This window comes from Corynebacterium sp. MSK039 (genome assembly GCF_030232315.1).
Taxonomy (GTDB): domain Bacteria; phylum Actinomycetota; class Actinomycetes; order Mycobacteriales; family Mycobacteriaceae; genus Corynebacterium.
Genome location: NZ_JASPJL010000002.1, coordinates 343294 through 369230, shown reverse-complemented (window position 1 = coordinate 369230; position 25937 = coordinate 343294). Strand labels below are relative to the sequence as shown.

19 protein-coding genes are annotated in these 25937 nt (G+C 65.3%); 9 read left to right on the top strand and 10 right to left on the bottom strand.

The window, feature by feature from the left end:
• Positions 1–58: 58 nt before the first annotated feature.
• Positions 59–1078: a 3-isopropylmalate dehydrogenase gene (locus QP997_RS03260; protein ID WP_284846192.1), complete on the bottom strand. Its 1020-nt coding sequence runs from the start codon at positions 1076–1078 to the stop codon at positions 59–61.
• A 139-nt stretch (positions 1079–1217) separates the two neighbouring features.
• Between QP997_RS03260 and QP997_RS03255 the strand changes: the two genes are divergently transcribed.
• Together QP997_RS03255 and QP997_RS03250 are read left to right on the top strand one after the other, a co-directional pair.
• On the top strand, positions 1218–2072 hold the full coding sequence (locus QP997_RS03255) for an ABC transporter ATP-binding protein (RefSeq protein WP_502870424.1): 855 nt from the start codon (positions 1218–1220) through the stop codon (positions 2070–2072).
• Entirely contained in the window at positions 2069–3721 is a 1653-nt protein-coding gene (locus tag QP997_RS03250; protein ID WP_284846191.1) for an ABC transporter permease, read from the top strand. Before QP997_RS03255 ends, QP997_RS03250 begins: the two co-directional genes overlap by 4 nt.
• Before the next feature lie 206 nt (positions 3722–3927).
• Here the strand turns inward: QP997_RS03250 and serA are convergent, their stop codons facing one another.
• A complete protein-coding gene (gene serA, locus QP997_RS03245; RefSeq protein ID WP_284846190.1) occupies positions 3928–5520 on the bottom strand; it encodes a phosphoglycerate dehydrogenase in 1593 nt (530 codons plus the stop codon).
• Between the two features lie 666 nt (positions 5521–6186).
• Between serA and QP997_RS03240 the strand changes: the two genes are divergently transcribed.
• Together QP997_RS03240 and QP997_RS03235 are read left to right on the top strand one after the other, a co-directional pair.
• Positions 6187–6594, top strand: coding sequence for a phosphatase PAP2 family protein (locus QP997_RS03240; RefSeq protein ID WP_284846189.1), 408 nt, complete (start codon positions 6187–6189; stop codon positions 6592–6594).
• Positions 6595–6618: 24 nt separating this feature from the next.
• Entirely contained in the window at positions 6619–8091 is a 1473-nt protein-coding gene (locus tag QP997_RS03235; protein ID WP_284846188.1) for a DUF5129 domain-containing protein, read from the top strand.
• 33 nt (positions 8092–8124) lie between these two features.
• Here QP997_RS03235 and QP997_RS03230 read toward each other — a convergent pair whose 3' ends face one another.
• From QP997_RS03230 to QP997_RS03215, 4 genes are all read right to left on the bottom strand, one after another.
• A complete protein-coding gene (locus QP997_RS03230; RefSeq protein WP_083317933.1) occupies positions 8125–9123 on the bottom strand; it encodes a cation diffusion facilitator family transporter in 999 nt (332 codons plus the stop codon).
• Between the two features lie 96 nt (positions 9124–9219).
• Positions 9220–10233: a ketol-acid reductoisomerase gene (gene ilvC, locus QP997_RS03225; RefSeq protein ID WP_284846187.1), complete on the bottom strand. Its 1014-nt coding sequence runs from the start codon at positions 10231–10233 to the stop codon at positions 9220–9222.
• 138 nt (positions 10234–10371) lie between these two features.
• Positions 10372–10875, bottom strand: coding sequence for an acetolactate synthase small subunit (gene ilvN / locus QP997_RS03220; RefSeq protein ID WP_070759343.1), 504 nt, complete (start codon positions 10873–10875; stop codon positions 10372–10374).
• Positions 10875–12788, bottom strand: coding sequence for an acetolactate synthase large subunit (locus QP997_RS03215; RefSeq protein WP_284846186.1), 1914 nt, complete (start codon positions 12786–12788; stop codon positions 10875–10877). The genes ilvN and QP997_RS03215 overlap by 1 nt, the downstream gene beginning before the upstream one ends.
• Positions 12789–13139: 351 nt before the next feature.
• Between QP997_RS03215 and QP997_RS03210 the strand changes: the two genes are divergently transcribed.
• The 4 genes from QP997_RS03210 to QP997_RS03195 all read left to right on the top strand — a co-directional run bounded on the left by QP997_RS03210 (position 13140) and on the right by QP997_RS03195 (position 20140).
• Positions 13140–14822, top strand: a complete 1683-nt coding sequence (locus QP997_RS03210; protein WP_284846185.1) for a mechanosensitive ion channel family protein — start codon at positions 13140–13142, stop codon at positions 14820–14822.
• A 79-nt stretch (positions 14823–14901) separates the two neighbouring features.
• Positions 14902–15567: a PH domain-containing protein gene (locus QP997_RS03205; protein WP_284846184.1), complete on the top strand. Its 666-nt coding sequence runs from the start codon at positions 14902–14904 to the stop codon at positions 15565–15567.
• Positions 15568–15665: 98 nt separating this feature from the next.
• A complete protein-coding gene (gene ilvD / locus QP997_RS03200) occupies positions 15666–17543 on the top strand; it encodes a dihydroxy-acid dehydratase (protein ID WP_284846183.1) in 1878 nt (625 codons plus the stop codon).
• Positions 17544–17548: 5 nt separating this feature from the next.
• A complete protein-coding gene (locus tag QP997_RS03195; RefSeq protein WP_284846182.1) occupies positions 17549–20140 on the top strand; it encodes an excinuclease ABC subunit UvrA in 2592 nt (863 codons plus the stop codon).
• Between the two features lie 102 nt (positions 20141–20242).
• On the opposite strand, the gene QP997_RS03190 is transcribed toward QP997_RS03195, so the two are convergent.
• Complete coding sequence (locus tag QP997_RS03190; protein ID WP_284846181.1) at positions 20243–21763, bottom strand: DoxX family protein; 1521 nt, start codon at positions 21761–21763, stop codon at positions 20243–20245.
• Between the two features lie 233 nt (positions 21764–21996).
• On the opposite strand from QP997_RS03190, the gene QP997_RS03185 reads away from it, so the two are divergent.
• Positions 21997–23043, top strand: a complete 1047-nt coding sequence (locus tag QP997_RS03185; RefSeq protein ID WP_284846180.1) for a glutathione S-transferase C-terminal domain-containing protein — start codon at positions 21997–21999, stop codon at positions 23041–23043.
• Between the two features lie 29 nt (positions 23044–23072).
• Here the strand turns inward: QP997_RS03185 and QP997_RS03180 are convergent, their stop codons facing one another.
• The 3 genes from QP997_RS03180 to QP997_RS03170 all read right to left on the bottom strand — a co-directional run bounded on the left by QP997_RS03180 (position 23073) and on the right by QP997_RS03170 (position 25907).
• On the bottom strand, positions 23073–24017 hold the full coding sequence (locus QP997_RS03180; RefSeq protein WP_284846179.1) for an ABC transporter substrate-binding protein: 945 nt from the start codon (positions 24015–24017) through the stop codon (positions 23073–23075).
• Between the two features lie 133 nt (positions 24018–24150).
• Positions 24151–24855, bottom strand: coding sequence for an ABC transporter ATP-binding protein (locus QP997_RS03175; protein ID WP_284846178.1), 705 nt, complete (start codon positions 24853–24855; stop codon positions 24151–24153).
• Positions 24852–25907: a FecCD family ABC transporter permease gene (locus QP997_RS03170; RefSeq protein WP_284846177.1), complete on the bottom strand. Its 1056-nt coding sequence runs from the start codon at positions 25905–25907 to the stop codon at positions 24852–24854. The genes QP997_RS03175 and QP997_RS03170 overlap by 4 nt, the downstream gene beginning before the upstream one ends.
• Between the last annotated feature and the right edge of the window lie 30 nt (positions 25908–25937).

Genomic DNA, 25937 nt, shown 5'->3' with positions numbered 1-25937 from the left:
GGAGCCCGGGTCTTCACATGCGGAAACCCCGGGCGGGCGAGCTGGAGTGAGTGTGGAGCTAAGCCTGGACCGCTGCGGCGATGCGGTCGCCGACTTCGGCGGTGCGGATCGGGGAACCATCCCGGCCAGCAGCCTCGGCCAGCACGGCCTTCTCGATCTTTTCGGCGTTGGCCTCATCGCCGAGGTGGCGCAGCATCAGGGCCACGGAGAGGATCGCGGCGCACGGGTCGGCGATCCCCTGCCCGGCGATGTCCGGGGCCGAGCCGTGCACCGGCTCGAACATGGAGGGGTTCTTGTGGGTCGGGTCGATATTGCCCGAGGCGGCCAGGCCGATGCCGCCGGTGACCGCACCCGCCAGGTCGGTCAGGATGTCGCCGAAGAGGTTATCGGTGACGATGACGTCGTAGCGGGATGGGTCGGTGACCATGTAGATGGTCGCGGCGTCGATGTGGTTGTAGTCCACCTCGACGTCCGGGAATTCCTCACCAATGGCCTCGATGGCGCGCTGCCACAGGCCACCGGCATTGACGAGGACATTGGTCTTGTGGACCCAGGTCAGCTTCTTACGGCGCTCCTGGGCGCGTCGGAAGGCGTCGCGGACGACGCGCTCGACGCCGAACCAGGTGTTCTGGCTGACCTCGCTGGCGACCTCCTGGTCGGTGCCTTCGCGCAGGTTACCGCCGTTGCCGCAGTAGAGCCCCTCGGTGCCCTCGCGGACGACCACGAAGTCGATCTCGCCGGGGTTCTTCAGCGGGGAGCTCGCCCCCGGGTAGAGCTTGGAGGGGCGTAGATTAACAGCGTGGTCGAGCTTGAAGCGCAGCGGCAGCAGCAGACCGCGCTCCAGCACACCAGCCGGGACGGTGCGCGGGTCGCCGATCGCGCCCAGCAGGATCACGTCGTGCTGCTTGAGGCTCTCCAGGTCGGCGTCAGTCAGCGTCTCGCCATTGCGCAGGTAGCGCCGGGCGCCGAGGTCGTATTCCGTGGTCTCGACGTCATCGCGCACCGCCTTGAGAACCTTCAAGGCCTCCGCGGTGACCTCAACGCCAATGCCGTCACCATCAATAACCGCGAGTTTCATATAATGAACCCCTTCATCTCACTATTTGAACATTGTGAGTGTATCACCTCACAGCTTAGAGCTAAAAGAACCTCTATGGCCGTGGCGGAAATTCGCTCTCATCCCAGGGCACGCGGGGCCACTTTGCTAGCTTGAAAACATGAGTGAAGCCCATAGCATCCGCCCCTACCCCGGCAGCTCCGCCGACCGCCCCGACACCGACGAGGTGGCCTCCACCGCCCTGACGATGAGCGGACTGAGCAAGAGCTTCGGCGACACCCGCGCCGTCGATAACCTCAACCTTCGCATCCCGCGAGGCAGCATGTACGGCGTCGTCGGACCCAACGGTGCCGGAAAGACCACCGCACTGACCATCGCGACCGGGCTGCTGGAGCCCACCAGTGGCAACGCCTGGATCTGTGGCATTCCAATGTGGGATCACGCCTCCGCCGAGCAGATCATGGCAGCGAAGCAGCGCTTCGGGCTGTTGGCGGATGGGCTGCCCATCTTCGACCGGCTCACCGCCCGGGAATACCTCGACTACCTGGGCCACCTGCGCGGAATGGACCCGCAGGTCATCGAGCAGCGCACCGAGGAGCTCCTGGAGGCGATGGACCTCACCGGCGCAGAGGGTAAGTACATCGTGGACTTCTCCGCGGGCATGACCAAGAAGATCCTCCTCGCCGGCGCCATGCTCCACGGCCCGGAAGTGCTGATCCTAGACGAGCCCTTCGAGGCCGTAGACCCGGTCTCCGGGCAGGTCATTCGAGACATCCTGCGCCGCTACGTCGCGGCCGGCGGCACCGTCGTCATGAGTTCGCACGTCATGGAGTTGGTCGAAGGTCTGTGCGACCACGTGGCCATCATCGCCGACGGTCGGGTGCTGCGCGCCGGCACCATCGACGAGGTTCGCAAGGGTCAACCCCTCAACGAGGTCTTCGTCTCCCTCGTGGGCGGTCGCAGCCTTTCGCAGGGTTCCTTCAGCTGGCTTGGCACTCAAGGAGGCGCCCAGTGAGCCTCGCCCCAAGCCAACAACCCGCCCCCGCGCGTGCCACAAAGTCACTGACCAGGCACCTGATCCGGCTCCACCTGACAATGTGGCGCCGGAGCTTCAAAAAAGACTGGGTCCTGATTTTCAACGCCGCCTTCATGGCCTTCTTTGGGATCCTCGGTGCCATCGGGCTCGGCGCGTTCAGCTACGCAATGCTCACCCAAGAACACGAAGCGCGCATCCTGCCACTAGCCATGGCAGCCGGTGCACTCATCTACCTCCTCATCGTGTTCGTGTGGCCCAGCCCGGAAAACCACCTGACCCCGCAGAAGTTTGCCACACTGCCGGTCACCGAGCGGCAGCTCTTCCCCGGCCTAACCTGCGCGGCGTTCCTGCAGTCCCGCGCCCTGCTCTCCCTCATCTGCTCGCTGATCATGGCTGGCTTCGGCGTGGCCGGAATCCAGGCGAGCGCCGCATCCGCCGCGGGGCCACTCTCCGTGCTCTGGGTTATTGCCTGCCTCGCGCAGGGCATCGTCGCCGTCCTCCTGGGCGAGGCCCTAGGCTCGCTCAGCTCGGCAATGGCCAGCCGTGTGTGGTCGGAGCGGCTGGGCTACGCCTTCTCTTTCCTCTTTCTCGTGGCCATCATGGGACTGAATTTCACCACCAATGGTGTGCAAAACCTGGATAAGCTGCTGGAACTGGGCACGGTCTTTAGCTGGACGCCGTTTGGCGCAGCGGCAGGTGCCGCAGCCTCTGCCATCGCGGGCAACGCCGGCGCGGCTGTGGCCCAGGGCCTCATTGCCGCCGCGACCATTCTTGGCTGCCTGTGGCTCTGGCGCACTGCCCTGCGCTTCGAGCTGACCCACCCGATCCGCAGTAGTTCTGATCAGGCCACGAAGCACACCGGTGGGGTCATGCTGCGCTGGGCGTCCGCTGGCCCGCGCGGCGCGGTCTATTCCCGCACGCTGCGGTATTGGCGCCGCGATGTGCGCTATTCCTATCAGGCCGTGGTGTTTATTCTGATCGGCGCCATGCTTCTCGCTCTCGGCGTGCTCCAGGGCACCGGGGTGCAGTGGTACGCGCCCTTCATCGTCGCCCAGGGCGTGCTGATGGTCAATGGCAATGACTTCGGCCTGGATGGTCCCTCCAACTGGGTGAACATGGTCTCAGGGGTACGTCCGAAGGATCTCATCGCCGGTCGCCTGCTGGCCTCGCTGACGGTCATCGGCCCCATTTTTCTCGTCGTCGTGATCAGCCTTGGGGCCATCGAGAACTTCCGCCCGCTCTGGGCGGGTATCAGCGTGCTCGCCGTGTGTTCCCTGGTGCAGTCTCTGGGGCTCAGTCCCGCTTTCGCATTGCGTTTCCCCTTCCCCAGCGCCGCGCCGGGCACGAGCCCGATGAAGAACCGCTCCGGTACGTCCAGCAACGCGTTCATCCTCTCCATCGTCGGCCTCCTTGGACTCTTCATACCGCTGATCCCCGGAGCAGCGCTGCTGATCATCGACCTCCACGATGCTGGGTCCTGGGCGGATGCAACCCGGCTCACCGCTATCGGCACCGGGGTGCAGCTCCTGATCAGTGGCACCATCGGGTTCCTTGGCTACCGCTGGGCGGTGAAGAACACCTCCCAACGCTGGCCCAAGACCTTCGCGAAGGTCCGCAACTGGGTTTAGTCCCCTCGGCTTTCCTGGTTCACTCGCTCGCAGCTCCGTGCCCGGCGCCCAGCCGATCAAGCCTGCAAGCCTTGCAGGTCCCGCCCACCACATGGCAAACCGCCCCCGGCGCAGAACATTAATCCTGCGCCGGGGGCGGTGGTTTAAGAAAACCTGGGCTCCGCTCGCGGCCCGCCGTTTGGCGGGGGCGATGGAAGGAGTTGCTCTTAGAAGGCGACCTGGAAGGCGTTCTCGGCGGAGAGCTCCGCGTTAACAGCTTCCAGCTCATCCTCGGTCAGCGCACGGTCGATGCGCAGCACGAGGGTTGCGGTGCCGTCCTCAGTGTTCGGGGACAGAGCCGCCGCAGCGATGTTCACGCCCTGCTGGCCCAGCAGGGTGCCGATGCGGCCCAGCGCACCGGTCTGGTCCGCGTAGACCAGGAAGAGGTTGGTGCCCTCGGCACGAAGGTCCAGGCCGCGGTCGTTGATGCGGACGATCTTGTCGACGCGCTCCAGGCCGGTCAGCGCACCAACGACGGTGGCCGAGGAGCCGTCAGCGGCGACGACCTTGACCTCCAGCACGCTGCGGTGCGTAACGGACTCGTCCTGGGAGTTCACCTCGAGAGCCACGCCGCGCTGCTCAGCGATGGACGGGGCGTTAACGAAGGTGACCTGCTCGTCCAGCACGCCGGAGAAGGTGCCGCGCAGGGCAGCCAGGCCGAGCGCGTCGATGGACTCGCTGGAGAGCTCGCCGCGGGCGGTGACGACCACGGACGCCGGAGCGCCGTCCAGCAGCTTGGCGGCAACCGCGCCCAGCTTCGTGGCCAGGTTCAGCCACAGGGCGACCTCCTCGGAGACCTTGCCACCGGAGACGTTGACGGCATCCGGGACGAAGTCGCCAGCCAGGGCCTTGAGGACGGAGGCAGCGACGTCGGTGCCTGCGCGGTCCTGCGCCTCAACGGTGGATGCACCCAGGTGCGGGGTGACGACGACCTCGTCGAGCTCGAACAGCGGGGAATCCGTGCACGGCTCGGAGGCGTAGACGTCGAAGCCCGCGCCACGGATGTGGCCGGACTTGATGGCATCGGCGAGAGCCTGCTCGTCGACGAGGCCGCCGCGGGCAGCGTTGATGATGATCTGACCCTTCTTGGACTTCGCCAGAAGGTCAGCGTCGAACATGCCGCTGGTCTCCGGGGTCTTCGGCAGGTGAATCGTCACGAAGTCCGAGCGGCCCATGAGCTCCTCGAGCTCAACGAGCTCCACGCCGAGCTGCGCGGCGCGGGCCGGGTTGGCGTAGGGGTCGTAGGCGATGATCTCAGTCTCGAAAGCGGCGAGGCGCTGAGCGAACAGCTGACCGATGTGGCCGAAGCCCACGATGCCGACGGTCTTGCCGAGGATCTCCACGCCCTTGAAGGAAGAGCGCTTCCACTCGCCGTCGCGGAGGGTCTTATCGGCTGCCGGGATCTGGCGGGCGGTAGACAGCAGCAGGCTGATGGCGTGCTCGCAGGCGGAGTGGATGTTCGAGGTCGGCGCGTTGGCGACCATGACGCCGCGCTCGGTCGCGGTCTCGATGTCCACGTTGTCGAGTCCGACGCCGGCGCGACCGACGATCTTCAGATTCTTGGCGGCCTCGAGCACTTCCTTATCCACCGTGGTGGCGGAGCGCACGAGCAGGGCGTCGGCATCGACGACGGCGTCAAGGAGTTCTGGCCGGTTCGGGCCATCCACCCAACGGACGTCGACGGAATCGCCGAGTGCATCGACGGTGGACTGAGAGAGCTTATCTGCGATTAGTACAACCGGGCGGTTGGTGGTGCTCAAGGGAATTCTCCTGAAAAATTTTCACTTCCCCAGCGGGTGAAACGACCGCGTCACCCGAGGGGGCCCACGCCTGACCGTGTATGGCGCATGACCCCACAATCATATCCCTTGGCGGTGGCGTGTGTGTCGTAGGCCACCCTTAAAAATCCCCCCCGCTGGGCGGTGGTTTTGCATCAATTGGGAACCCCACCCCGGCAGTGCCTTCACCGGCGAGCCCGAATCCTGGATTCGCCCAGATCATCTGCCCCCTCACCCAGTAGGCACGAGCTCCAGTAACCAGCCCAACCATGTCGCGGCTGTTCACTCTCGCCCACTCACGTCGACCTCACTGCACCCCCTTGCAGCGGCGACCAACGTGAGTTGATCTGAGCCCCACCCCTGGTCCGCAACCCCGCGGACACCCAGGAATCGGGCTTGCCGGAAAGGTAGCCAGCCTAGCCCCGCCGTGGCGGTGCATCATGCTGACAAAACTAACCTAGAAAATTTGGTGAGCATTCGTTTCACCTTTTGCGTAATTGCGAAAAACTTTTCCCCTCACCACCCCCTGCATGTTCTATTGATTCCCCCGCTGCCAGCGCTTTTAAGAATTCTTTAGCACCCCCGTTAGCAGTCGCTCAGCGGACCGGTGGCGTTCGATTCACGCTCTGCGAGAATGATTCCCCGTGAATGCCTCCATGCTTGGCCCGCACTCTGGTCCGCAGGCCCCGGCCCGACTGGGACTTTCTAGCGCACCCGCCGCACAGCCTGCCCAGCGATATGAGCTTTCCCAGCGGGCACACGACCTTCATCGCCGTGACGGTGGCCGTTTACCTCATCGCGACATATCGCGGTCTCGATCCGAGCCTTGCCCGTTCGACCGTGGGCTGGAAAGGCCTCAGCATCGCCGCCGCGCTCGGTGGCGGCGCCATCGCACTCATCGTGACCACCGTGATGGCCCGAGGCGTCCACTTCCCCAGCGACGCAGCCGGTGCCATCATCTTCTCCTTCAGCCTGGCCCCGTTGGTGTGGACGCTATGGGAAAAGCTCGCATTCCACCTTCTTTCTTTCCGCCCCCTCAGGTCCCCGCGGAGGTAAAACCCCTGTGGCATGATTGGTGCCATGATGCACTCGCGACGCCACCCCACCGCCCCGATCCTGGCCCTCATGGGCATCGCGTGCGCCGGAGCAGCACCCTGGCTTTTCGCTGGAACGGCTGCTGCGGGACAGCCGGTGGCACACAGCATCGTGCAGGCCCAGGCGGCACCCGCCGTGCCTCACACCAAGGTGGACATCCAGGTCGCCGATGGCTCCGGAGTGCTGGGCGATGCCGCGCGCCAGGGAATGATCGAGCAGTCCGCGAAGATCGATTTCCCCGATTCCGTCCAGAAGGTCGTCTACGTCCTCATCCCGGGCAGCAGCGATAACTTCAACGACGACGTCCTTAACTGGGCGGGCCGAAACATGCCGGAGCTGGTGCCCGACGGCACCGGCAAGGGTGCTGCATGGGAAAACGGAACGCTGATCCTGGGAGTGGGTACCAGCACCCGGACCAACGGTGTCTACTGCGGCAACGACGTCTGCCAGGACCTGGATATCTTCGAAGGCCCCCACCTGGACGCCTCCCTGGAGGCGATGAAGGACAGCTTCCGCCGCGGGAATTTCGCAAATGGCCTCGTGGAGGGCGCCAAGGTCGCCGCGGATACGGAGCTGGGCGCGCGCCTGGCCGAGGAGCAGGCTCGCGAGAACCGCAACACCGCTATCGGCTTCGGCGTGCTCGGCGTGGGTGCCGCGGGTGTGGGGGCGGCTGCCTGGCAGCGCCGAAAGAGGAAGCTGACGGCCACTGCGAAGCAGCAGTTCTACGAACTTTCCACCCGCTACTCCGAGCTCTCCCAGCGCCTGGATGCCCTGGATATCCGCGCCAACTCGCTGAGCTCCCCGCTGGCGAATGCGGAGCTGCGCTCGCAGTGGACCACGATCCGCGACGAGTTTTTGGACCTCAACAACCAGGTGGGAGCCCTGGGGCTCACGCTCACCAGCGATGACAAGGAGTTCTACGCCAAGCATAAGCAGGTCGCGAGCGCGCACGAAACGCTCGAGTCGATGAGTAATGCCGAAGACAACATCAACCTGATGTTCGAGCTGGAAAACGGCGATCAGATCATGCGCGAGCGAGAGCTGCGCTCCATCAAGCAGGATCTCTCCGAGGCCCTGTTCGAGGTGCGCAATCGGGAGGCAATCCGCCAGCTAAAGAATGTTGAGGCGCAAGTCGATGCGCTGATGCGGGATCTGCAGGCACCGGATTTCATGGATCGGTTGGCGCGCATCGTCAGTGACCAGGCACACGCTCTGGAGCTGGCCTCCCGCGATATGAAGCACCTGGATCGCGAGGCTCACCGCGACGAGCGCCCCTCCCTCACCGACCGCGATTGGCGCCCAGGCTACGTGTACTCCAACTGGGTGCCCTACTACCTGCTGGCCTCGTGGCACAGCACGGACACGCGTGCTGCTGAAAGTTCCAGCAGCAGCGGTGGTATTGCGAATACCAGCTTCAGCAGTGGCTTCTCCGGTGGTGGCGGCTCCTCCAGCTGGTAGCGGGGAGCTCTCCCGCCGACGGTCCGCGCGGGGCTAACAGACGTTGTGCGGCCCCTCGTGCTCAACGTGGCTCGGGCGCTCCACCTGAATCGTCGAGTGGGCGATCCCCCGCTCTTGTAGGGCTTCCTGGGCCACGCACAACACGGCAGCCGGGTCGCGGTCTTCCGGAACGACCAGATGCACGGAGGCGAGCGCACTCGTCCCGTCGAGGGACCACAGGTGCAGGTCGTGAACATCCATCACGCCGTCTACCTCGCGGAGAAGCGCGTCGATCTCGGCCGGGTCGTAGCCCGGCGGAGCCTGCTCCAGCAGGATCCGCAGCGTGTGCATCATGAGCTGCCAGGCGCGTGGCAGCACGAGTGCTGCGATGACGAGAGAGGCAATGACGTCCGCGTACTGCCAGCCGGTCGTGATAATGACGCCACCAGCGATCAGGACGGCGACGGAGCCCAACATGTCCGCCAACACGTGCAGGAAGGCGCCCTGCACGTTTACGGAGTTATCCCGCTGGCTGTGCAGGATCCACGCGGAGACCACGTTCGCGATGAGACCAATCACGGCGATGATCATCATGGGGCCGGCGAGAATCTCGACGGGCTCGCGGAGCCTGCGGATGGCCTCCACCACGATCCACACGGAGATGCCCAGCACAGTGACCGCGTTGACGAGTGCGGCCAGCACCTCCACGCGCCGGTAGCCGAAGGTCGCCTGCGCGTTGGAGGCCCGGCGCCCGATGAGGATGGCGATCACCGCGATGATGATCCCCGCCGCATCGGAAAGCATGTGCATCGCGTCGGCCAGCAACGCAACGGAGCCGGTGACCAGCCCGCCGATGAGCTCGGCGAAGAAGATCGTGCCGGTCACCGCGAGCACGATGAGCAGTGCGCGCAGCGGGGCGTCCGTGGGCGCGTGGGAGTGGGAATGCCCGTGTGCCTCGGAATGGGAGTGAGAATGCGAAGAACCGTGGCGGTGCGGATCGGCACCACCACGGTTCTGTGGGCGCTCGGGGGCTGCGTCAATGTGCTCGCTCATGCCCTCAAGCTTAGCGAGCGCCCCCCTTATTGACAACTTATTGAAAATAGTCGGGAGGCGCGGTCGCGGGGCTATACCCCGCGGGATAACGAGACCTTAGGCGGTCTCGTTCAGCGGGTTCTTCACCCAGCTCATCAGGTCGCGCAGCTTCTCGCCAGTCTTCTCGATCTCGTGATCGTTGTAGCTAGCGCGCAATTCCTCGAGCTCCTTGTTGCCACCCTCGACGTTGGCGACGAGGCGCTTGGTGAAGGTGCCGTCCTGAATATCGGACAGGATGCCCTTCATGCGCCCCTTGGTATCGGCGTCGATGACGCGCGGGCCGGAGATGTAGCCGCCGAACTCCGCGGTATCGGAGACGGAGTAGTTCATGTTTTTGATGCCGCCCTCGAAGATGAGGTCGACGATCAGCTTCAGCTCGTGCAGGCACTCGAAGTAAGCCATCTCTGGCTCGTAGCCAGCCTCGACCAGAACCTCGAAGCCGGTCTTGATGAGCTCCTCGGTACCACCGCACAGGACGGCCTGCTCACCGAAGAGGTCGGTGACGGTCTCTGCCTCGAAGGTGGTCGGGATGACGCCCGCGCGGCCGCCGCCGATTGCCGCAGCGTAGGACAGAGCCAGGTCGCGGCCGTTACCCTTCGGGTCCTGCTCGACGGCGATCAGGCACGGAACACCCTTACCGTCGACGTACTGACGGCGCACCAGGTGGCCCGGCCCCTTCGGTGCGACCATGCCGATGGTGATGTTGTCCTCCGGCTTGATCATGCCGAAGTGAATGTTCAGGCCGTGACCGAAGAACAGGGCGTCGCCGTCCTTCAGGTTCGGGGCGATGTCGTTTTCGTAGATCTGTGCCTGGGAGGTATCCGGGGCGAGCAGCATGATGACGTCTGCCCACTCGCTGGCCTCGGCGTTGTTCAGGACCTTGAAGCCGGCCTCTTCAGCCTTCTCGCGGGACTTGGAGCCCTCGCGCAGGCCGATGGCAACCTCTACGCCGGACTCGCGGAGGTTCTGCGCGTGAGCGTGCCCCTGGGAGCCGTAGCCAATGATCGCAACCTTGCGACCCTGGATGATCGACAGGTCAGCGTCGTCGTCGTAAAAAACATCAATTGCCATGAGGTTTCAACCTTTCTCGCCAGCCGCGTCTGCCCGCGGCTGGCTATCGATGAGCATGTTTAGATTATAACAGAAATTTCACTCTTTGAGATGAAATTTACCATTCTATGAAATTTTGTCCGGGCGGGTGCCCCCGGTTTAACGGCTCGGCGCCATCGATCGCGGACCGCGGGACATCGCAGTCACGGAAGACTCGATGAGCTCGCGAATACCGAAGGGCTCCAGAACATCCAGCAGCGCCTGCAGCTTGGACGGAGTGCCCGTGGCCTCGATAATCAGCGAGTCCGGGCTGACGTCGACAACGTGCGCACGGAAGAGCTTCGCCGCCTCGACAACCTGGGTGCGGTTGCTATTGCCGGCAGCGACCTTGACCAGCAGCAGACCCCGCTGCACCGTGGTTTCCGGATCCTGACGCGAGACCTTGAGCACCGGAACCAGCTTGTTCAGCTGCTTCGTGATCTGCTCGACAACGATCTCCTCGCCCTCGACGACGAGCGTGATGCGATTGACGCCGTCGACCTCAGTGCGCCCCGAGCTAATGGAGACGATATTGAACGCACGCCGGGTGAACATTCCGGAGATGCGGGAGATGATGCCGTCCTCGTCCTGAGTCAGGACCGACAGAGTGTGAAGGTTGGACATTAGTTCTGTTCCCCTTCCTGGGCGTCGATGTTGTCGACTTCGGTGTCCTGAAATTCCTGCATGGTCTCGTGGATCTCGGCCGGGGTCTCCGCTGCCGATTCCTCGTCGTCGAAAAGCGGGCGCAGATCACGCGCATACTGCACCTCGTCGTTGGAGGTGCCGGCCGGAACCATCGGCCACACCTGGGCATCCTCCCCGACGATGAAGTCGATCACGACCGGGCGGTCATTGATTTCGCGTGCCTTCTTAATGGTCGGGAGGACGTCCTCCTCCTTCTCCACGCGGAAGGCGGCGCAGCCCATGGACTCCGCGAGCTGCAGGAAGTCCGGGAGGTAGGCCTCCTTGGGCTTGAGGTTGGTGTGCGAGTAGTGCCCGTCGTAGAACAGGGTCTGCCACTGGCGCACCATCCCGAGGTTGCCGTTGTTGATCAGCGCGATCTTGATCGGGAAGCCCTCGACCGCACAGGTGACGAGCTCCTGGTTTGTCATCTGGAAGCAGCCGTCACCATCGATGGCCCAAACTTCCTTATCCGGCGCGCCAGCCTTGGCCCCCATGGCCGCCGGCACCGCGTAGCCCATGGTGCCGAGGCCGCCGGAGTTCAGCCAGGTGCGCGGGTGCTCGAAGTCGAGGAACTGTGCGGACCACATCTGGTGCTGACCGACACCGGCGCAGTAAATCGCGTCGGGACCGACCTCCTTGGACAGGGTCTCGATGACGAACTGCGGGGCCATCTTCTCGTTCGGCGTGTGCTCGTAGCCGCGCGGGAAGTGCTCCTGCATCTCCCCCAGGTACTCACGCCACTCGGTGGTGTCCGGACGAGACAGACCGTGGGTATCGATCGCCTTGTGCAGCGCAGTGAGAACCTCCTTCGCGTCGCCGACGATCGGCACCTGAACCTCGCGAATCTTGCCGATTTCCGCAGGGTCGATGTCCGCGTGGATGACCTTGGCGTTCGGCGCGAAGCTCTCCAGCTTGCCGGTCACCCGGTCATCGAAGCGGGTACCGATGGCAATGAGCAGGTCGGAGCGCTGGAGGGCGGCCACTGCGGGCACGGAACCGTGCATACCCGGCATGCCCATGTGCAGCTCGTGCGACTCCGGGAAGGCACCGAGAGCCATCAGGGTGGTGACCACCGGGATGTCATTCGCTTCAGCGAAGGTCCGCAGCTCCTTGTGCGCCTCGGACTTGATGACGCCGCCACCGATGTAGAGCACTGGGCGCTTGGCCTTGCTAATGAGGCGCACAGCCTCCTCGACCTGGCGACCGTGGGGCGTGGTGACCGGGTGGTAGCCCGGCAGGTCGAACTGCGGTGGCCAGACGAAGTCCAGCTCGGCGTTCTGCACATCCTTCGGCACATCAACCAGCACCGCACCCGGGCGCCCGGTGGACGCCAGGTGGAAGGCCTCGGCCATCGCCGCCGGAATATCCTCCGGGCGGGTCACCATGAAGTTGTGCTTCGTAATCGGCATCGTCACGCCACGAATATCGGCCTCTTGGAAGGCATCGGTGCCCAGCAGCCCCTTGCCGACTTGACCAGTAATCGCCACGAGTGGAACGGAATCCATGTTGGCATCCGCGATCGGGGTGACCAGGTTCGTCGCACCCGGGCCGGAGGTAGCGATACACACGCCAACCTCACCGGTGACCTGGGCGTAACCCGTGGCGGCATGGCCGGCCCCCTGCTCGTGGCGCACGAGAACGTGGCGGAGCTTTTCGGAGCCATACAGGGCCTCATACAGCGGGAGGACGGCGCCACCCGGGAGCCCGAAGACCACGCCGGTCCCCAGCTCTTCAAGGGAACGCACGATCGCCTCTGCACCGTTAATGCGCTCGGGCTTGCGGGCCTGCGCGACGCCGCGGCTAGCCGCAGCGACCGTGGCGGGCGTGGGCTGTGAGCGTGAAGTGTTGTTCACGGTTTCAATCGCTCCTTGCTCGGCACGCGAGATTTTTACTCGCTTCTACTTCATCGGGGACAAAACAAGAACGCTGCAACCTGCCGCATTTCCCCGAATTTCGGTAACCGGCGGGCTGAGCATTGTGATGATACTAACAATATGAGCCCCGAATGGCAAACTTCGCGACCTGCAGGTTCTCAATAGTTGAAATGTTTATTCCCATAGAGTGATTGCATGAGCGTGCTTGGACGACCGAGAGAACTATCCCGGCCCGTGTCATCCCCCGCCCCTGTTCACAGCCAACAAGCTGCCTGAATTATCAGCAGAGACCCGGCACGGTCACAGGCTGTCTCGCTAAGGTTGTGCGCTATGCAAGCATCGACTTACTTCCTCACGCATTACGCGATCAAGGCCTGGGAATGGCTCATCCACCCCGGCCTCGCGCTGGCCGCACTAGCGGTCCTGGCAGTTCTGATACCGCGAGTCGGCAGACTGTGCGTCCGCGTCGTCGCCCAGCGGCTGGATGCCGATGAGGAATCCACGAAGTCCAAGCTCGCCCTCGCCGGCGCGCTGGTGTACCTCGTCGAAGCGGTGATCTACTTCATCATCGCCATCCGCGCCCTCACCCTGCTCGGCGTACCCGCAGCTTCGGCTGCCGTCCCCGCCACCGTCGTGTCCGCCGCGATTGGTTTCGGTGCGCAGAACATCATCGGGGACTTCCTCTCCGGTGTCTTCATCATCACCGAGCGCCAGTTCGGCGTCGGCGATTACGTGAGCTTCGAAGGCACAAACAATGTGGTGGAGGGCACCGTCGTCGCGCTCACCCTCCGCGCCACGAAGCTGCGTACCGCTAGCGGCGAGATGGTGACCGTCCCCAACGGCAAGGTCGGCGCGATCACCAACTTCTCCCAGGACTGGTCCCGCGCCTTCGTCGAAATCGATATCCCGCTGCGTCCCGGCGAGAACATCGACCACCTGGTCTCGCAGGTCGAAAAGGCAACCAAGCGCGCCGTATCCGCCCCCGACGTCAAGCCCAACGTCACCGGCGACGTCGATGTCATGCCCGCCATCGCCGTCGTCCAACCCCAGGCTGCCGGTCAGCCGTGGGCAGTGACCTTCCGCGTCACCGTCGACGTCGTCCCTGCGAAGCAGTGGGCCGTGGAGCGCGCCATCCGCTCCGCCATCCTGAACACCTTCTGGGAGCGCATGGAAACCGTTCCCGTCTCGCCCTTCGGCGCGGAAGAAAGCCCCGACGCGCCCGGCCCACGCGGCACGGTGCCGGGAGCAGCCCCGAACACGGCAGCGGACGACTCCGCGCCCACGACCGTGTTCGCCACCCGGCAGGAAGCAAGCACTTTCGCGCAGAGTTCGCCCCATGAGGGTGCCAACAGTACGGATACGCCTCGTCCGTCCGATGACGATGATTCCAACACCCCACTGGACCCTGCGGAAGAGGTCGCGATCATCCGATCTAAGGACGACGGTCCGGGGGCAGCCTCCGATGGCGCGCTCATCGTCAGCACCGAGGAGGATAACGAAGAGGACCTCGATTCCGGGGTATTCAAGCGATACGACTACAGCTCGCGCTTCCAGCGCTGGCTGACCTTCGGCGGCCGCACCAGGGTCTCCACCACCCTGCTGTTCATCGCACTCGTGGTCCTGGGGCTGCTCGCCGCAGCATCCTCTAACCCGGACGATGGCCGCGCCGGCATCCTCAACCCCGCTTATTGGAGCGACCGGCCGGCGAAGACCAGCGAACAGACCGAGTCTCCGGCCCCGGAGCCATCACAGCCCGCAACCCAGGATTCCCCAGAGCAACAGGGGCAGCAGCCCCAGCAGCCTGGCCAGGCAGACCGCCCTGAGCCTCGCGCCACGCAGGAGCCGAACGTTAACGAGCCGCAGCGCGGGCAGCAGAATCAGGCCCCACAGCTGCACCAGCAAAACCAGGATCAGCAGTCTGATGGGAATCGCGGTGCAGAGGCGCCGGCAACCGCTGGTGCAGACTCCGGAACCGGCACGGGAGACTCCGGTGGGGACACCGGGGGCTTCTAGCACGATCACTCTGAGAGAGCCCATGGCGAAGGAAAAAGGGATTTAAGCCCCACCCCGGGCACCTGGTTAAATGGCTCACATGAGCGCCCAGGACAACACCCCCACGAATAAGCCCCGCCCCGACCACAACCACGGTCGGCCGGCGGTGCGTCCCCAGACTTTCCACCCGAGCCGGGAAAACATCCTGGTCGGCTTCGTCATGTTCCTGATTAGCCTCATCTTCACCGGATACAACGTCTCGGCCTTCTTCTGGATCCCCCTGCTCCCGCTGCTGTTCATCGTGTGGGTTATTAAGGCAGGGACCCGCGTGGATGGCAAGGGTATTACGGCCAAGCCTCTGATCCGACCGTCCAAGACCGTGACGTGGCAGGACTTCCAGGGCATCCGTTTCAACAAGGCGGGCAAGGCCTACGCCGCTGCCACAGATGACTCGCAATTCTGGCTGCCTGGCATCACCTTCAACAGCCTCCCTGCCCTCGCCGAGGCCACCGCAGGCCGCATCCCGGACCCCCTCACCCCGGCGCGCCTGGACATTCACAACAAGGTGCAGGTCGTCAACCGCGATGGTTCGGCTGTGCTGATGGACTCCGAGGATTACGCTGAGTACGAGAAGCAGCGTCGCGCGGAGTACGAGGCCGAGCACCCCACGGCCGAGCCAGCATCTGATGCGGATTCCGCCGCCTCCCCAGGGAACGCCGAGAATCCGGGTGCCAGCAGCAACCCCGAGCGCGCTCGCGATAACTAAAGAACACAACGCCGGCCTCGCGTTACCCGCTTCCAGGGACCGTACGGGGCCGGATAGCCACTTTCACCCATAGAGATATTGAAGAGAGCACTTCGACAATGACATCTCAGGACAACACCACTTCTTTCGGAGCCTCGATCCCGCTGCGCTCCGACGTCACGACGCAGGGCCGCAACGCTGCAGGTGCCCGTGCGCTGTGGCGCGCGACGGGCATGACGGATGATGATTTCCACAAGCCGATCATCGCCATCGCGAACTCCTATACCCAGTTCGTTCCGGGTCACGTCCACCTCAAGGACGTCGGCGACATCGTCGCTGAGGCCATCGAGGAGGCCGGCGGTGTGGCACGCGAGTTCAACACCATCGCGGTCGACGATGGCATCGCGATGGGTCATGCCGGAATGCTCTACTCCCTGCCCTCCCGCGAGATCATCTCCGACAGCGTGGAGTACATGGTCAACGGGCACGCCGCGGACGCCCTGGTGTGCATCTCGAACTGCGACAAGATCACCCCGGGCATGCTGAACGCCGCGATGCGGTTGAACATCCCGGTCGTCTTCGTCTCGGGTGGCCCGATGGAGGCCGGCAAGGCCGTCGCCGTCGACGGCGTGGTCCAGGCCCCGACGGACCTGATCACCGCGATCTCCGCCTCCGCATCCGACAAGGTCGACGCCCAGGGCCTGCTGGACGTCGAGTCCGCAGCGTGCCCGACCTGCGGTTCCTGCTCCGGTATGTTCACCGCCAACTCCATGAACTGCCTCACCGAGGCGCTGGGCCTGTCCCTGCCGGGCAACGGCTCCACCTTGGCGACCCACGAGTACCGCCGCCGCCTGTTCACCCAGGCCGGCCACACCATCGTCGACCTGTGCCGCCGCTACTACGGCGAGGGCGACGAGTCCGTCCTGCCACGCAATATCGCGACCAAGCACGCCTTCCAGAACGCAATGGCGCTGGACATGGCGATGGGTGGGTCCACGAACACCGTGCTGCATATCCTCGCCGCCGCCCAGGAGGGCGAGGTGGACTTCACCCTGCAGGACATCGACGATCTCTCCCGCGAGGTGCCTTGCCTGTCCAAGGTCTCCCCGAACTCCGACTTCCACATGGAGGACGTCCACCGCGCCGGCGGTATCCCCGCGATCCTGGGTGAGCTGTGGCGTGGCGGCAAGCTCAATGAGGACGTCCACACCGTGCATGCAAGCAGCCTCTCCGAATGGTTGGAGGCCTGGGACATCCGCGCAAAGAACCCGAGCGATGCCGCCATCGACCTCTTCCACGCCGCTCCGGGCGGGGTGCGCACCACCGAGGCCTTCTCCACCGAGAACCGCTGGTCCTCCCTGGACACCGATGCGACTGCGGGCTGCATCCGCGACGTCGAGCACGCCTACACCGCCGACGGCGGCCTGGTGGTGCTGCGCGGCAACCTCGCCGAGGACGGCGCCATCATCAAGGCTGCCGGCATCGACGAGGAGCTGTGGCACTTCGAGGGCAAGGCCCTCGTCGTCGAGTCCCAGGAGGACGCGGTGCGGGTGATCCTGGATAAGAAGGTTTCCCCAGGCGACTGCATCGTCGTCCGCTACGAGGGCCCAGCCGGTGGTCCGGGCATGCAGGAGATGCTGCACCCGACCGCCTTCCTGAAGGGCTCCGGCTTGGGTCGCGAGTGCGCGCTGATCACGGACGGCCGCTTCTCCGGCGGTTCCTCCGGCATCTCGGTCGGCCACATCTCCCCCGAGGCTGCCCACGGCGGGCTGATCGGCCTAGTCGAGGACGGCGACCCGATCCTCATCGACGTCCACAACCGCACGCTGGAGCTGCAGATCTCCGATGACGAGATCGCGCGCCGTCGCGGCCAGATGGACGCCTCCGACACCCCGTGGCAGCCCACCACCCGCAAGCGCCGGGTGACCAAGGCCCTGCGTGCCTATGCGGCGATGGCAACCTCCGCCGATAAGGGCGCCGTTCGCGAGGTGAAGTAGCCACCATGGCTCAGGCCTCCTCCGGGTCCCCGGCTCCGCACACGACGGAGCGCGCGGGTCACGATCCGATGATCCGGGTGCGCGATGCGCACCTGCACAACCTGAAGCACATCGACGTCGACCTGCCCCGGGACACCCTCGTGGCGGTCACCGGCGTCTCGGGTTCGGGCAAGTCCAGCCTGGCCTTCGGCACCATCCACGGGGAGGCGCAGCGCCGGTACCTGGAGTCCGTCTCCCCCTTCGCACGCCGTCTCATTGGCGGCGCGGTCAACCCGCGCGTGGGATCTGTCACGGGGCTGCCGCCGACGGTGGCGCTGCAGCAGTCCACCACCCTGGGTGGGGCACGCTCCTCAGTGGGCACCATCTCGAATATGTCGAATAGTATTCGGCTGCTCTTCTCCCGCTCCGGCAGCTACCCGGACGGCATGCGCGAGCGGTTGGAGTACGGCAGGCTCGATTCGGACGCCTTCTCCCCCAACACCACCGCCGGCATGTGCCCCGAGTGCCAGGGCACCGGCATCGTGCACCGGCCGACGGAAGAGTCGATGGTGCCGGATCCCAGCCTGTCCATCTGGGATGGTGCGATCGCCGCGTGGCCGGGAGCGTGGTTGGGCAAGAACTTCCGGGACATCCTGGGAACCCTCGGCTACCCGCTAGACGTCCCGTGGCGGGATATTCCGCAGGAGGACCGCGACTGGATCCTGTTCACCGATGAGCAGCCCGTGGTCACCGTCCACCCGGTGCGGGATGAGAACGCCGTGCACGGGTCCTACAAGGGAAAGTGGCGCTCGGTTGCCACCTACCTCAACGACACCCTGGCGGAGACGGAGTCGGATAAGAACCGCCGCCGGGTGCTCTCCTTCATGCACTCATCGACGTGCCCGACGTGTCAGGGCCGCGGCTTTCAGCCGGATACCCTGCAGGTCACCTATGCCGGTTATGCCATCGACGAGTTCAATGGCCTGGCGTTGAAGGACGTTCTTGCTGTGCTGGAGGATCGCCTCCAGCAATTGGCGGGTATCGCCAAGCAGCAGTGGACCGAGCACGACGAGGCCGAGGAACTGTTGCTGGATCAGGTGCTGCCCACGGTGCGCGCCGCAATCGAGCTGGGACTGGGGCACTTAAGCCTCTCCCGCCCGGCACGCAGCTTGTCTGCGGGCGAGCACCAGCGCCTGCGGCTGGCCTCCCAGTTGAACTCGAGCCTGTTCGGAACGACCTACGTGCTGGACGAGCCCTCGGCCGGCCTGCACGTGGTGGAGCGGAAGGCGGTCTCTGAGCTGCTGCAGCGCTTCATCACTGCTGGGAACTCGGTGCTTCTGGTGGAGCACGATATGTCTCTGGTGGCCGGCTGCGATTGGGTCGTGGACATCGGGCCTCGTGCTGGTGAGCGCGGCGGGCAGCTGGTGTTCTCCGGCCCTACTGACGAGTTCCGCGCCCGCGCCGACCAGCTGGGCTCCCCCACAGCCACCGCGCTGAACGAGGACTTCCCCGAGTTGACGGCCACTCCGGCCGGCACCGGTGAAGCGATCGGACTTCGTGGCGTGCACGCACGTGCCTTCGACGGGGCCGACGTGGACTTTCCGCTGGGGGCGCTGACCGCGGTCACGGGAGTGTCCGGCTCCGGCAAGTCCACCCTGGTCATCGGGGTTCTGGCCGACGTGGTGTCCCGCTCGGCCAAGCAGGTAGTCGGCGCCGACGAGGTCTCGGACGAGGACCCGGATGCTGAGGTCACGGCAGGTTCCGACGCTCACGGGGTTTTCCGCGTGGATAGCGCCACGGGGGTCGATAAGATCCGCCGGTTGGTGCACATCACCCAGAAGCCGATTGGACGCACGGTGCGTTCTACCGTCGCGACCTACACGGGTCTGTTCGATCACGTCCGCAGGCTGTTCGCCGCGACCCCAGAGGCGAAGCGGCGGGGCATGTCAGTATCGGACTTTTCTTATAACACCAAAAAGGGCCGCTGCCCGGAGTGCGATGGCGCGGGCAGCATCGAGGTCGAGCTGGTGTTCCTGCCCGGCACGTACACCACCTGCCCGGCCTGCCACGGCAAGCGCTATAAGCCAGAGATCCTTGAGGTGCAGTGGAACGGCCGCAGCATCGCCGATATCTTGGCGCTGACCGTGGACGAGGCGCTGGAGGTCTTCGCCGAGGAGCCGAGGATCCTGCGCTCCGTCGAATTCCTGCACGCCCTCGGCCTGGGCTACCTGCGGCTGGGGCAAGGTTCCCCGGAGCTCTCAGGTGGCGAGGCACAGCGCATCAAGTTGGCCTCCGAGATGCAGCGGGGTTCCAGCCATAAGCACAGCCTGTACCTCCTGGACGAGCCGACGACGGGGCTGCATCCAGCGGATGTGGACCTGCTGCTCGCCCAGCTGCGTCGCCTGGTCGACGACGGCGCGACGGTAGTCGTCGTCGAGCACGACCTCCGGGTGGTCGCGCAGGCAGACCATGTCATCGACGTCGGTCCGGGAGCCGGAGACGAGGGGGGCCAGATCCTGGCCACCGGGACGCCGGCGGCGGTCGCTCAGCAGGGTATGCAGCCGGATTCCCGCTCGGTGACGGCCCAGGTTCTGGCCGATCGAGCCGGATTGCGCTGAGCCTGAAAACCCAAGGCCTGCCCAAAGACATAAGAAAACCCGAGCCCCTGGTGGGCTCGGGTTCTGTTTTCGCTGGCGCTTGAACGCGCCGTACCGCGAAGTTTAGAAGGGGTTGCGACCGCCCGTGAGCAGCCAGAGCGCGGCGAAACCGGCGATACCCAGGACCGCAAAGATCCAGGAGGAGGCTAGCGGTCGGGTCGCCCAGCTACGGGAGCGATCCAGGGATGCCCCGCCAGGGCCCGTGAAGATCAGGCTGAGGCTGATCAGCGCGTAGAGCGCCCACTGGTGGATCACCGGGTTCAGCCCGTAGGGCCACAGCGAACCCTGGTGGCCGGAAAGGTGGAAGGTCGCCATGAAGGCCGAGACCACGAAGGCGAGGGCGGCGGCGAACGGCGTGAGCAGACCCAGGATCAGCAGCCCACCGGCGATGACCTCGGCGGCGGGGATAGCGACGGCGAGCACCCCAGATCCGCTGAAGAAACTAAGCCGGCTTTCGAGGGCGCTGATGCCCGGATCCCCGGCAAAGCCAAAGAGGGTCTGCAGGCCGGAGATCAGCAGCACCGCGCCCGCGACGATGCGCAGGATGGCCAGGCCGAGGGACTGGGTACCGCGGCGGGTCTCCACTGGCTCGGCGACGGGGGCAAGTGGCTGGCCGTCAGGTCCGTAGGCAACCTCGCCCTCAGGCCCCACCGGCTGCGCGTTCGGATCCCACTGCGCGTCCGCGTCGAAGGTCCCCTGGGGGTGTGCGTCGCCCGGCTGCGCGGGGTAGCCCTGCGCGCCGGTGTCGGCGTCGTTCTTCGGAGTGCCGCCGCCCGCGGCGTACCCGCTGGCGGCTCCCGCGGCCCCTGCCCCGGCCGCCCCAGCGCCGAGCGCTGCGGTGTTCGTGCCGGTCTGTGGCTGAGTCTGCTGCTGCGCCAGTGTGCCCTGCGAACCCGTGCCCTGAGAGCCCGTGCCCGCATCAGCGCCAGAGAGGTCGAGCACCTCAGTGCGCTGGTCCTCGGCGGCGCCTGGCTGCTCACCATCGGTTTTCGGAACATCGGCTGCCGGCGCGGACTCAGCCTCGGGAGCTGGTTCCGGCGCGGGTGCCTCGATGCGCTGGGGGCGGGCGCGGCCCGCGAGGGCATAAATATCGCGCGGACGGCTCTGCTCCGCGGTCCCCCGCTCTGCCACTCCTGCGGTGTCAGTCCGCTCCGCTGCGTCCTTGCCCTTGGCCGGGGCCTTAGCGTCAGCCTCCGCGGGCTTGGTGCCAGTGGCCTTGGCTGCTGTCTTCTTCGGAGCGTCGCCCTTTTCCGGCTTCGCCTGAGCAGTGGCTGGGGCCTTGGCGTCACCCGACTTCGCCTTGGGCTTGGCCGCAGCCTTCGCGGTGGGGGCAACCTTCGCAGCCGGCTTCTTATCTGCGGGGGCAGCGCCACTCTTCGTAGCCTTCGCTGCTGGAGCAGCCGGAGCCTTCGGGGCGCCCGGCGCCTTCGGGGCGTCCTTGGTGGCCGGCTCCGGGGTTGCGCCCTCGTAATCTGGCACATCGATATCGGCGTACGGTTCCGATGCGCGGTCGCTGTGCCCGAAGGGCGAACCTCCAAGCGCCCCCTTCTGGGGCTTCTTGCCATTATTCGATGCGTCAGTCATGTCCCCAGCCTAAACGAGTTTCCCCAGGAACAGACCGAACAGACGCGGAGTGTCGGAGAACACTGCATCCGCCCAATCGAGCAATTTCCCGGGGATGGAGTTATGAAACCCGCAGTTCAGGGCAGCTGAACCCCCAAGCGACCGACTTTTGGTGACATATCATCAATAATGGAGGAGGGCCTACCGGCTCAGGCCTCCAACAGAGCACGCAAAAATAGAGGACAGTGAGGGATATGGCTTACGTTGAATCGGGTGGCGAATTCGACCGCGACATGAACTACATCGACGACCGCATCGTCAAGGTCGTCGAAAATTTCGACACCAGCACCACCGCCTCCGGCAAAGGGCGGGCCTGGCCGGTGAAGCCCAATGCCTACCGACTGATCGCAGCACGCGCCTGCCCGTGGGCACACCGCGCGGTGATCACCCGGCGCTTGATGGGGCTGGAGGACGTGATCTCCCTGGGACTGACCGGCCCCACCCACGACTGGAAGTCCTGGACTTTCGACCTCAACGAGGACTCCGTCGACCCCGTGCTGAAGATCGGCAAGCTCCGCGACGCTTACTTCAACCGCTACCGGGACTACCCTCGCGGGATCACCGTGCCGGCGATGGTGGACGTCGCGTCGAAGTCCGTGGTCAGCAACGACTTCTTCAGCATCGTCGAGGACCTCGCCACCCAGTGGACCGATTATCAGCGCCCCGGAGCCCCGGACCTCTACCCGGAAGCGTCGCGCGCGGAGATCGACGAGATCAACGAGCGCGTCTTCCGCACCGTCAACAACGGCGTCTACCGAGCAGGGTTCACCGGTTCGCAGGAGTCCTACGAGAAGGCCTTCGCTGAGCTCTTCAGCACCCTCGACTGGCTGGAGGAACGACTGAGCAGCCGCCGCTACCTGGTCGGCAATCACATCACGTTGGCGGATGTATACCTCTACCCCACCCTGATTCGCTTCGACATGGTGTATCACAACCACTTCAAGTGCAATCGAAACAAGATTTCGGAGATGCCGAACCTGTGGGGCTACCTGCGGGATCTCTTCCAGACACCGGGCTTCGGCGACAGCACGAACTTCCAGCAGATCAAGGACCACTACTTCCTGGTACACACGGACATCAACCCCACCGGAGTGGTCCCGGTCGGCCCAAGCCCGGAAATCTTCTACACCGATCATGGCCGCGAGGAGCTCCCGGGCAGCCCGTTCGGCAAGAGCACCGCCCCGGGCGCTCCCCAGGGCGAGGACGTGTTGGACGGCGACGAGGCCGGGGCCTTCGCCTAACCCGGCGGTTCGTTAGTTACGCTTCGGCACTAACGCTTGGTGCCGATCTTCTCGGCGACGTCCTCCAGCCCCTCGGTGATCTTCGAGCCCGCGGAGGCACCGGTGGTTGCCGGGGAGATCAGCTCCACCCGGGCGCCCAGCTCGGCGATCGCCGGCTGGTCCAGAAGATCCGCGAAGGCCTCCTTGCCCTGCCCGCGGAAGTCTTCGACGAGGATGATGTCCGGAGCAAGCGCGGCGATCCGCTCCGGGTCGGCCGGTGCCGCACCCCGCATGCCCTCAGCCTCGGAGATCAGCTCGCCACCGGCCTCCTTCACCAGGCCGCTGGCCATCGTGGACGGCGCCATGATCATCTTCTTGCCGCCGCGAGCCATGAGCAGCAGGACGCGGGGCTTGGCTTCCTTGTCCAGCGACCCCACAATCTCATCGCGTCGCTCGCCGATCTTCGCGCTCAGCTCCTGGGCCTTGTCCTGCTCGCCGGTCAGCTCGCCGAGGGTGGTCATGCTCTTCATGAGGCTGTCGATGGAGCTCCAGTCGGAGTCCTTGAAGGTGTGAACCTTCACCCCGCTGTTGGCGAGCAGCTCCGCGGCAGAGCCCTCGGAGCCGTGCCGCTCGGTCAGCACGACCAGATCCGGGTTGAGCGCCAGCACCTGCTCCGGGTCGGCGTGCACCCCATCGGGAAGCGCGGTCTCGCCAACCGGCTTGCTGCCAGGGGTCGCCGGGGATGCCACGATGCGCTCGTGATCGACGAGCTCCGCGAGCACGCTGGTCGCATCGGAAGACAAGGAGGCGATGCGCTGCGGCTTGGTTACCGCCTCTCCGGACTCGGTGGACTCCGCGCTGCGGCTTTCCTCCGCACTCTGCGTAGCTTGCGCAGCGCCGTCGTCCTCAGCCGAGGAGCAGGCCGCGGCGAAGGTGAACAGCGGGAGGGTCAGCGCGACGAGCGCGCGACGCCAGTGCTTACGGGCAGTAGTCATTCTCATCCTTAAAGTCTTTTGTCTTGGGTCTTGGGGCGTAGCGTTTCAGTGCTCCGCCACCGTAGGATTCGGGTTTTACGGCGCATCCGGAAGCAGCGGCCAACCCGCCGCCACGCGGTGTCACACCGGGGTGTCACAGCGGAGTGACTCGCAGGCTCTCCGTCACCGGGTCCGGCCTAATGTCCACTGGGACGCCGTAGACATCGGATACCAGCTCCGGGGAAAGCACCGCCTCAGGCGGCCCCGTGGCAGCCACGTTCCGCTCCGCCATGAGGACGAGCCGGTCGCAGTACCGCGCCGCCAGAGTCAGATCGTGTAGGACGACCACCACGGTCTTTTCGTCCTGTGCCTGTTCCCTCAGGAGGTTGAGCACCCGCACCTGGTGTTTAAGGTCGAGCGCACTGGTGGGCTCGTCACACAGCAGGATCGGGGTGTCCTGCGCGATCGCGCGTGCGACGTGAACGAGCTGGCGCTCGCCACCAGAAATCTGGTTAACCGATTTCTCCCTCAGGTGCTCGATCCCCACCCTCGCCAGCGAGTCATCCACGATCCGGCGATCGGAGTCAGAGAACTGTTGGAAGCGGGAGACGTGAGGGTGGCGTCCGAACTGGACGACCTCGGCAACGGAGAAGTCGAAGCTCATCGTCGTGTCCTGGGGAACGACCGCCATCTGCCGGGCGCGCTGCCGGTCGGAGGTTCCAGCATCCAGCCAGACCCCGCGCAGCAGCGTCGACTTGCCGGCCCCGTTGGGGCCGATGATTCCGGTGACCTGGCCCTGTTCGGCCGAGAAGGCGACGTCGGAAAGAATGCCGGGGACGGTGATGCGGGCGTCGATCATGCCGACCACCCCGCCGGACGACGGCCACGCAGCAGCAGCCAGAGGAAGATCGGCGAACCGATGAAGGCCACGACCGTTCCGGTCTGCAGCGTGACTGGGGCGAAGAGCATGCGGGCGATCGTGTCTGCTGCCAGTAGAAAGGCCGCACCGGCCAGCGCAGCGGTGGGCAGCAAGGACTTGTGATTCGGGCCGATGATCAGGCGGATGAGGTGCGGCACCACGAGCCCCACGAAGCCGATCACACCGGAGACCGCCACCGCCGACGCGGTGATCAATGCAGCAACCGTAAGTGTGACAACGCGAACCCGGCGCACATTCACTCCCGTGGTGCGGGCAGCCTGGTCGCCCATCAGCAGGATGTTGAGGTCCCGGCTAAAGAGCAACAGAAGCACAATGCCGAGCACAATGGGCAGGCTCGCGATGGCGACGTGCTCCCAGGTGCGGGCGACAAGATCGCCGTTGAGCCAGAACGCCACGCCGCGGATATCCGAGTCCGAGGGTGCGTTGGCGATCGCAGCCGCGGTGACCGCACCCAAAAACGCGCTGAGCGCAATACCGACGAGCACGAGGGTGGCCGGCCCTCCCCCGCGCATCGCCGCGGCCAGCTGCACGATGGCCACGGCTCCCAGCGCCCCGAGGAAAGCCGAGGCCGGCAGCGCCCAGGCGGCTACTGCGCTGAATCCGGTGACGATGGCCAGCACCGCGGCCGTCGCCGCCCCGGCGGACACACCGATGATGCCCGGGTCTGCCAGCGGGTTGCGGAAGACCGCCTGCATCACGGTTCCGGCCACGGCCAGGGCCGCGCCCACGAGAGCGGCGATGATTGCGCGGGGCAGGCGGATGGTCGCCACAACGTTGTAAGCGCTCCCCAGCGCCGGATCCTGCCGGGCGATCTCCCCACGCCCAGTGATCTGCGCCCAGACGCTGGCCAGCACATCCGGCACCGCGATGGTGACCGGCCCGATGGCGAGCGCTGCGATAAAGAGAATTGCCGCCAGGATCGCCGCGATGGCGATTGCTACCGCCGGCGAGCTAAGACGACGTTTCTGCACACCGCGAACCTACCGTAACTGGTAGCCATT

What these genes read in the sequence shown, in the direction of transcription:
- QP997_RS03260 (WP_284846192.1), bottom strand. Translation starts at nt 1,078, where the DNA reads ATGAAACTCGCGGTTATTGATGGTGACGGCATTGGCGTTGAGGTCACC.
- QP997_RS03255 (WP_502870424.1), top strand. Translation starts at nt 1,218, where the DNA reads ATGAGTGAAGCCCATAGCATCCGCCCCTACCCCGGCAGCTCCGCCGAC.
- QP997_RS03240 (WP_284846189.1), top strand. Translation starts at nt 6,187, where the DNA reads ATGCCTCCATGCTTGGCCCGCACTCTGGTCCGCAGGCCCCGGCCCGAC.
- QP997_RS03235 (WP_284846188.1), top strand. Translation starts at nt 6,619, where the DNA reads ATGATGCACTCGCGACGCCACCCCACCGCCCCGATCCTGGCCCTCATG.
- QP997_RS03230 (WP_083317933.1), bottom strand. Translation starts at nt 9,123, where the DNA reads ATGAGCGAGCACATTGACGCAGCCCCCGAGCGCCCACAGAACCGTGGT.
- ilvC (WP_284846187.1), bottom strand. Translation starts at nt 10,233, where the DNA reads ATGGCAATTGATGTTTTTTACGACGACGACGCTGACCTGTCGATCATC.
- ilvN (WP_070759343.1), bottom strand. Translation starts at nt 10,875, where the DNA reads ATGTCCAACCTTCACACTCTGTCGGTCCTGACTCAGGACGAGGACGGC.
- QP997_RS03210 (WP_284846185.1), top strand. Translation starts at nt 13,140, where the DNA reads ATGCAAGCATCGACTTACTTCCTCACGCATTACGCGATCAAGGCCTGG.
- QP997_RS03205 (WP_284846184.1), top strand. Translation starts at nt 14,902, where the DNA reads ATGAGCGCCCAGGACAACACCCCCACGAATAAGCCCCGCCCCGACCAC.
- ilvD (WP_284846183.1), top strand. Translation starts at nt 15,666, where the DNA reads ATGACATCTCAGGACAACACCACTTCTTTCGGAGCCTCGATCCCGCTG.
- QP997_RS03195 (WP_284846182.1), top strand. Translation starts at nt 17,549, where the DNA reads ATGGCTCAGGCCTCCTCCGGGTCCCCGGCTCCGCACACGACGGAGCGC.
- QP997_RS03190 (WP_284846181.1), bottom strand. Translation starts at nt 21,763, where the DNA reads ATGACTGACGCATCGAATAATGGCAAGAAGCCCCAGAAGGGGGCGCTT.
- QP997_RS03185 (WP_284846180.1), top strand. Translation starts at nt 21,997, where the DNA reads ATGGCTTACGTTGAATCGGGTGGCGAATTCGACCGCGACATGAACTAC.
- QP997_RS03180 (WP_284846179.1), bottom strand. Translation starts at nt 24,017, where the DNA reads ATGACTACTGCCCGTAAGCACTGGCGTCGCGCGCTCGTCGCGCTGACC.
- QP997_RS03175 (WP_284846178.1), bottom strand. Translation starts at nt 24,855, where the DNA reads ATGATCGACGCCCGCATCACCGTCCCCGGCATTCTTTCCGACGTCGCC.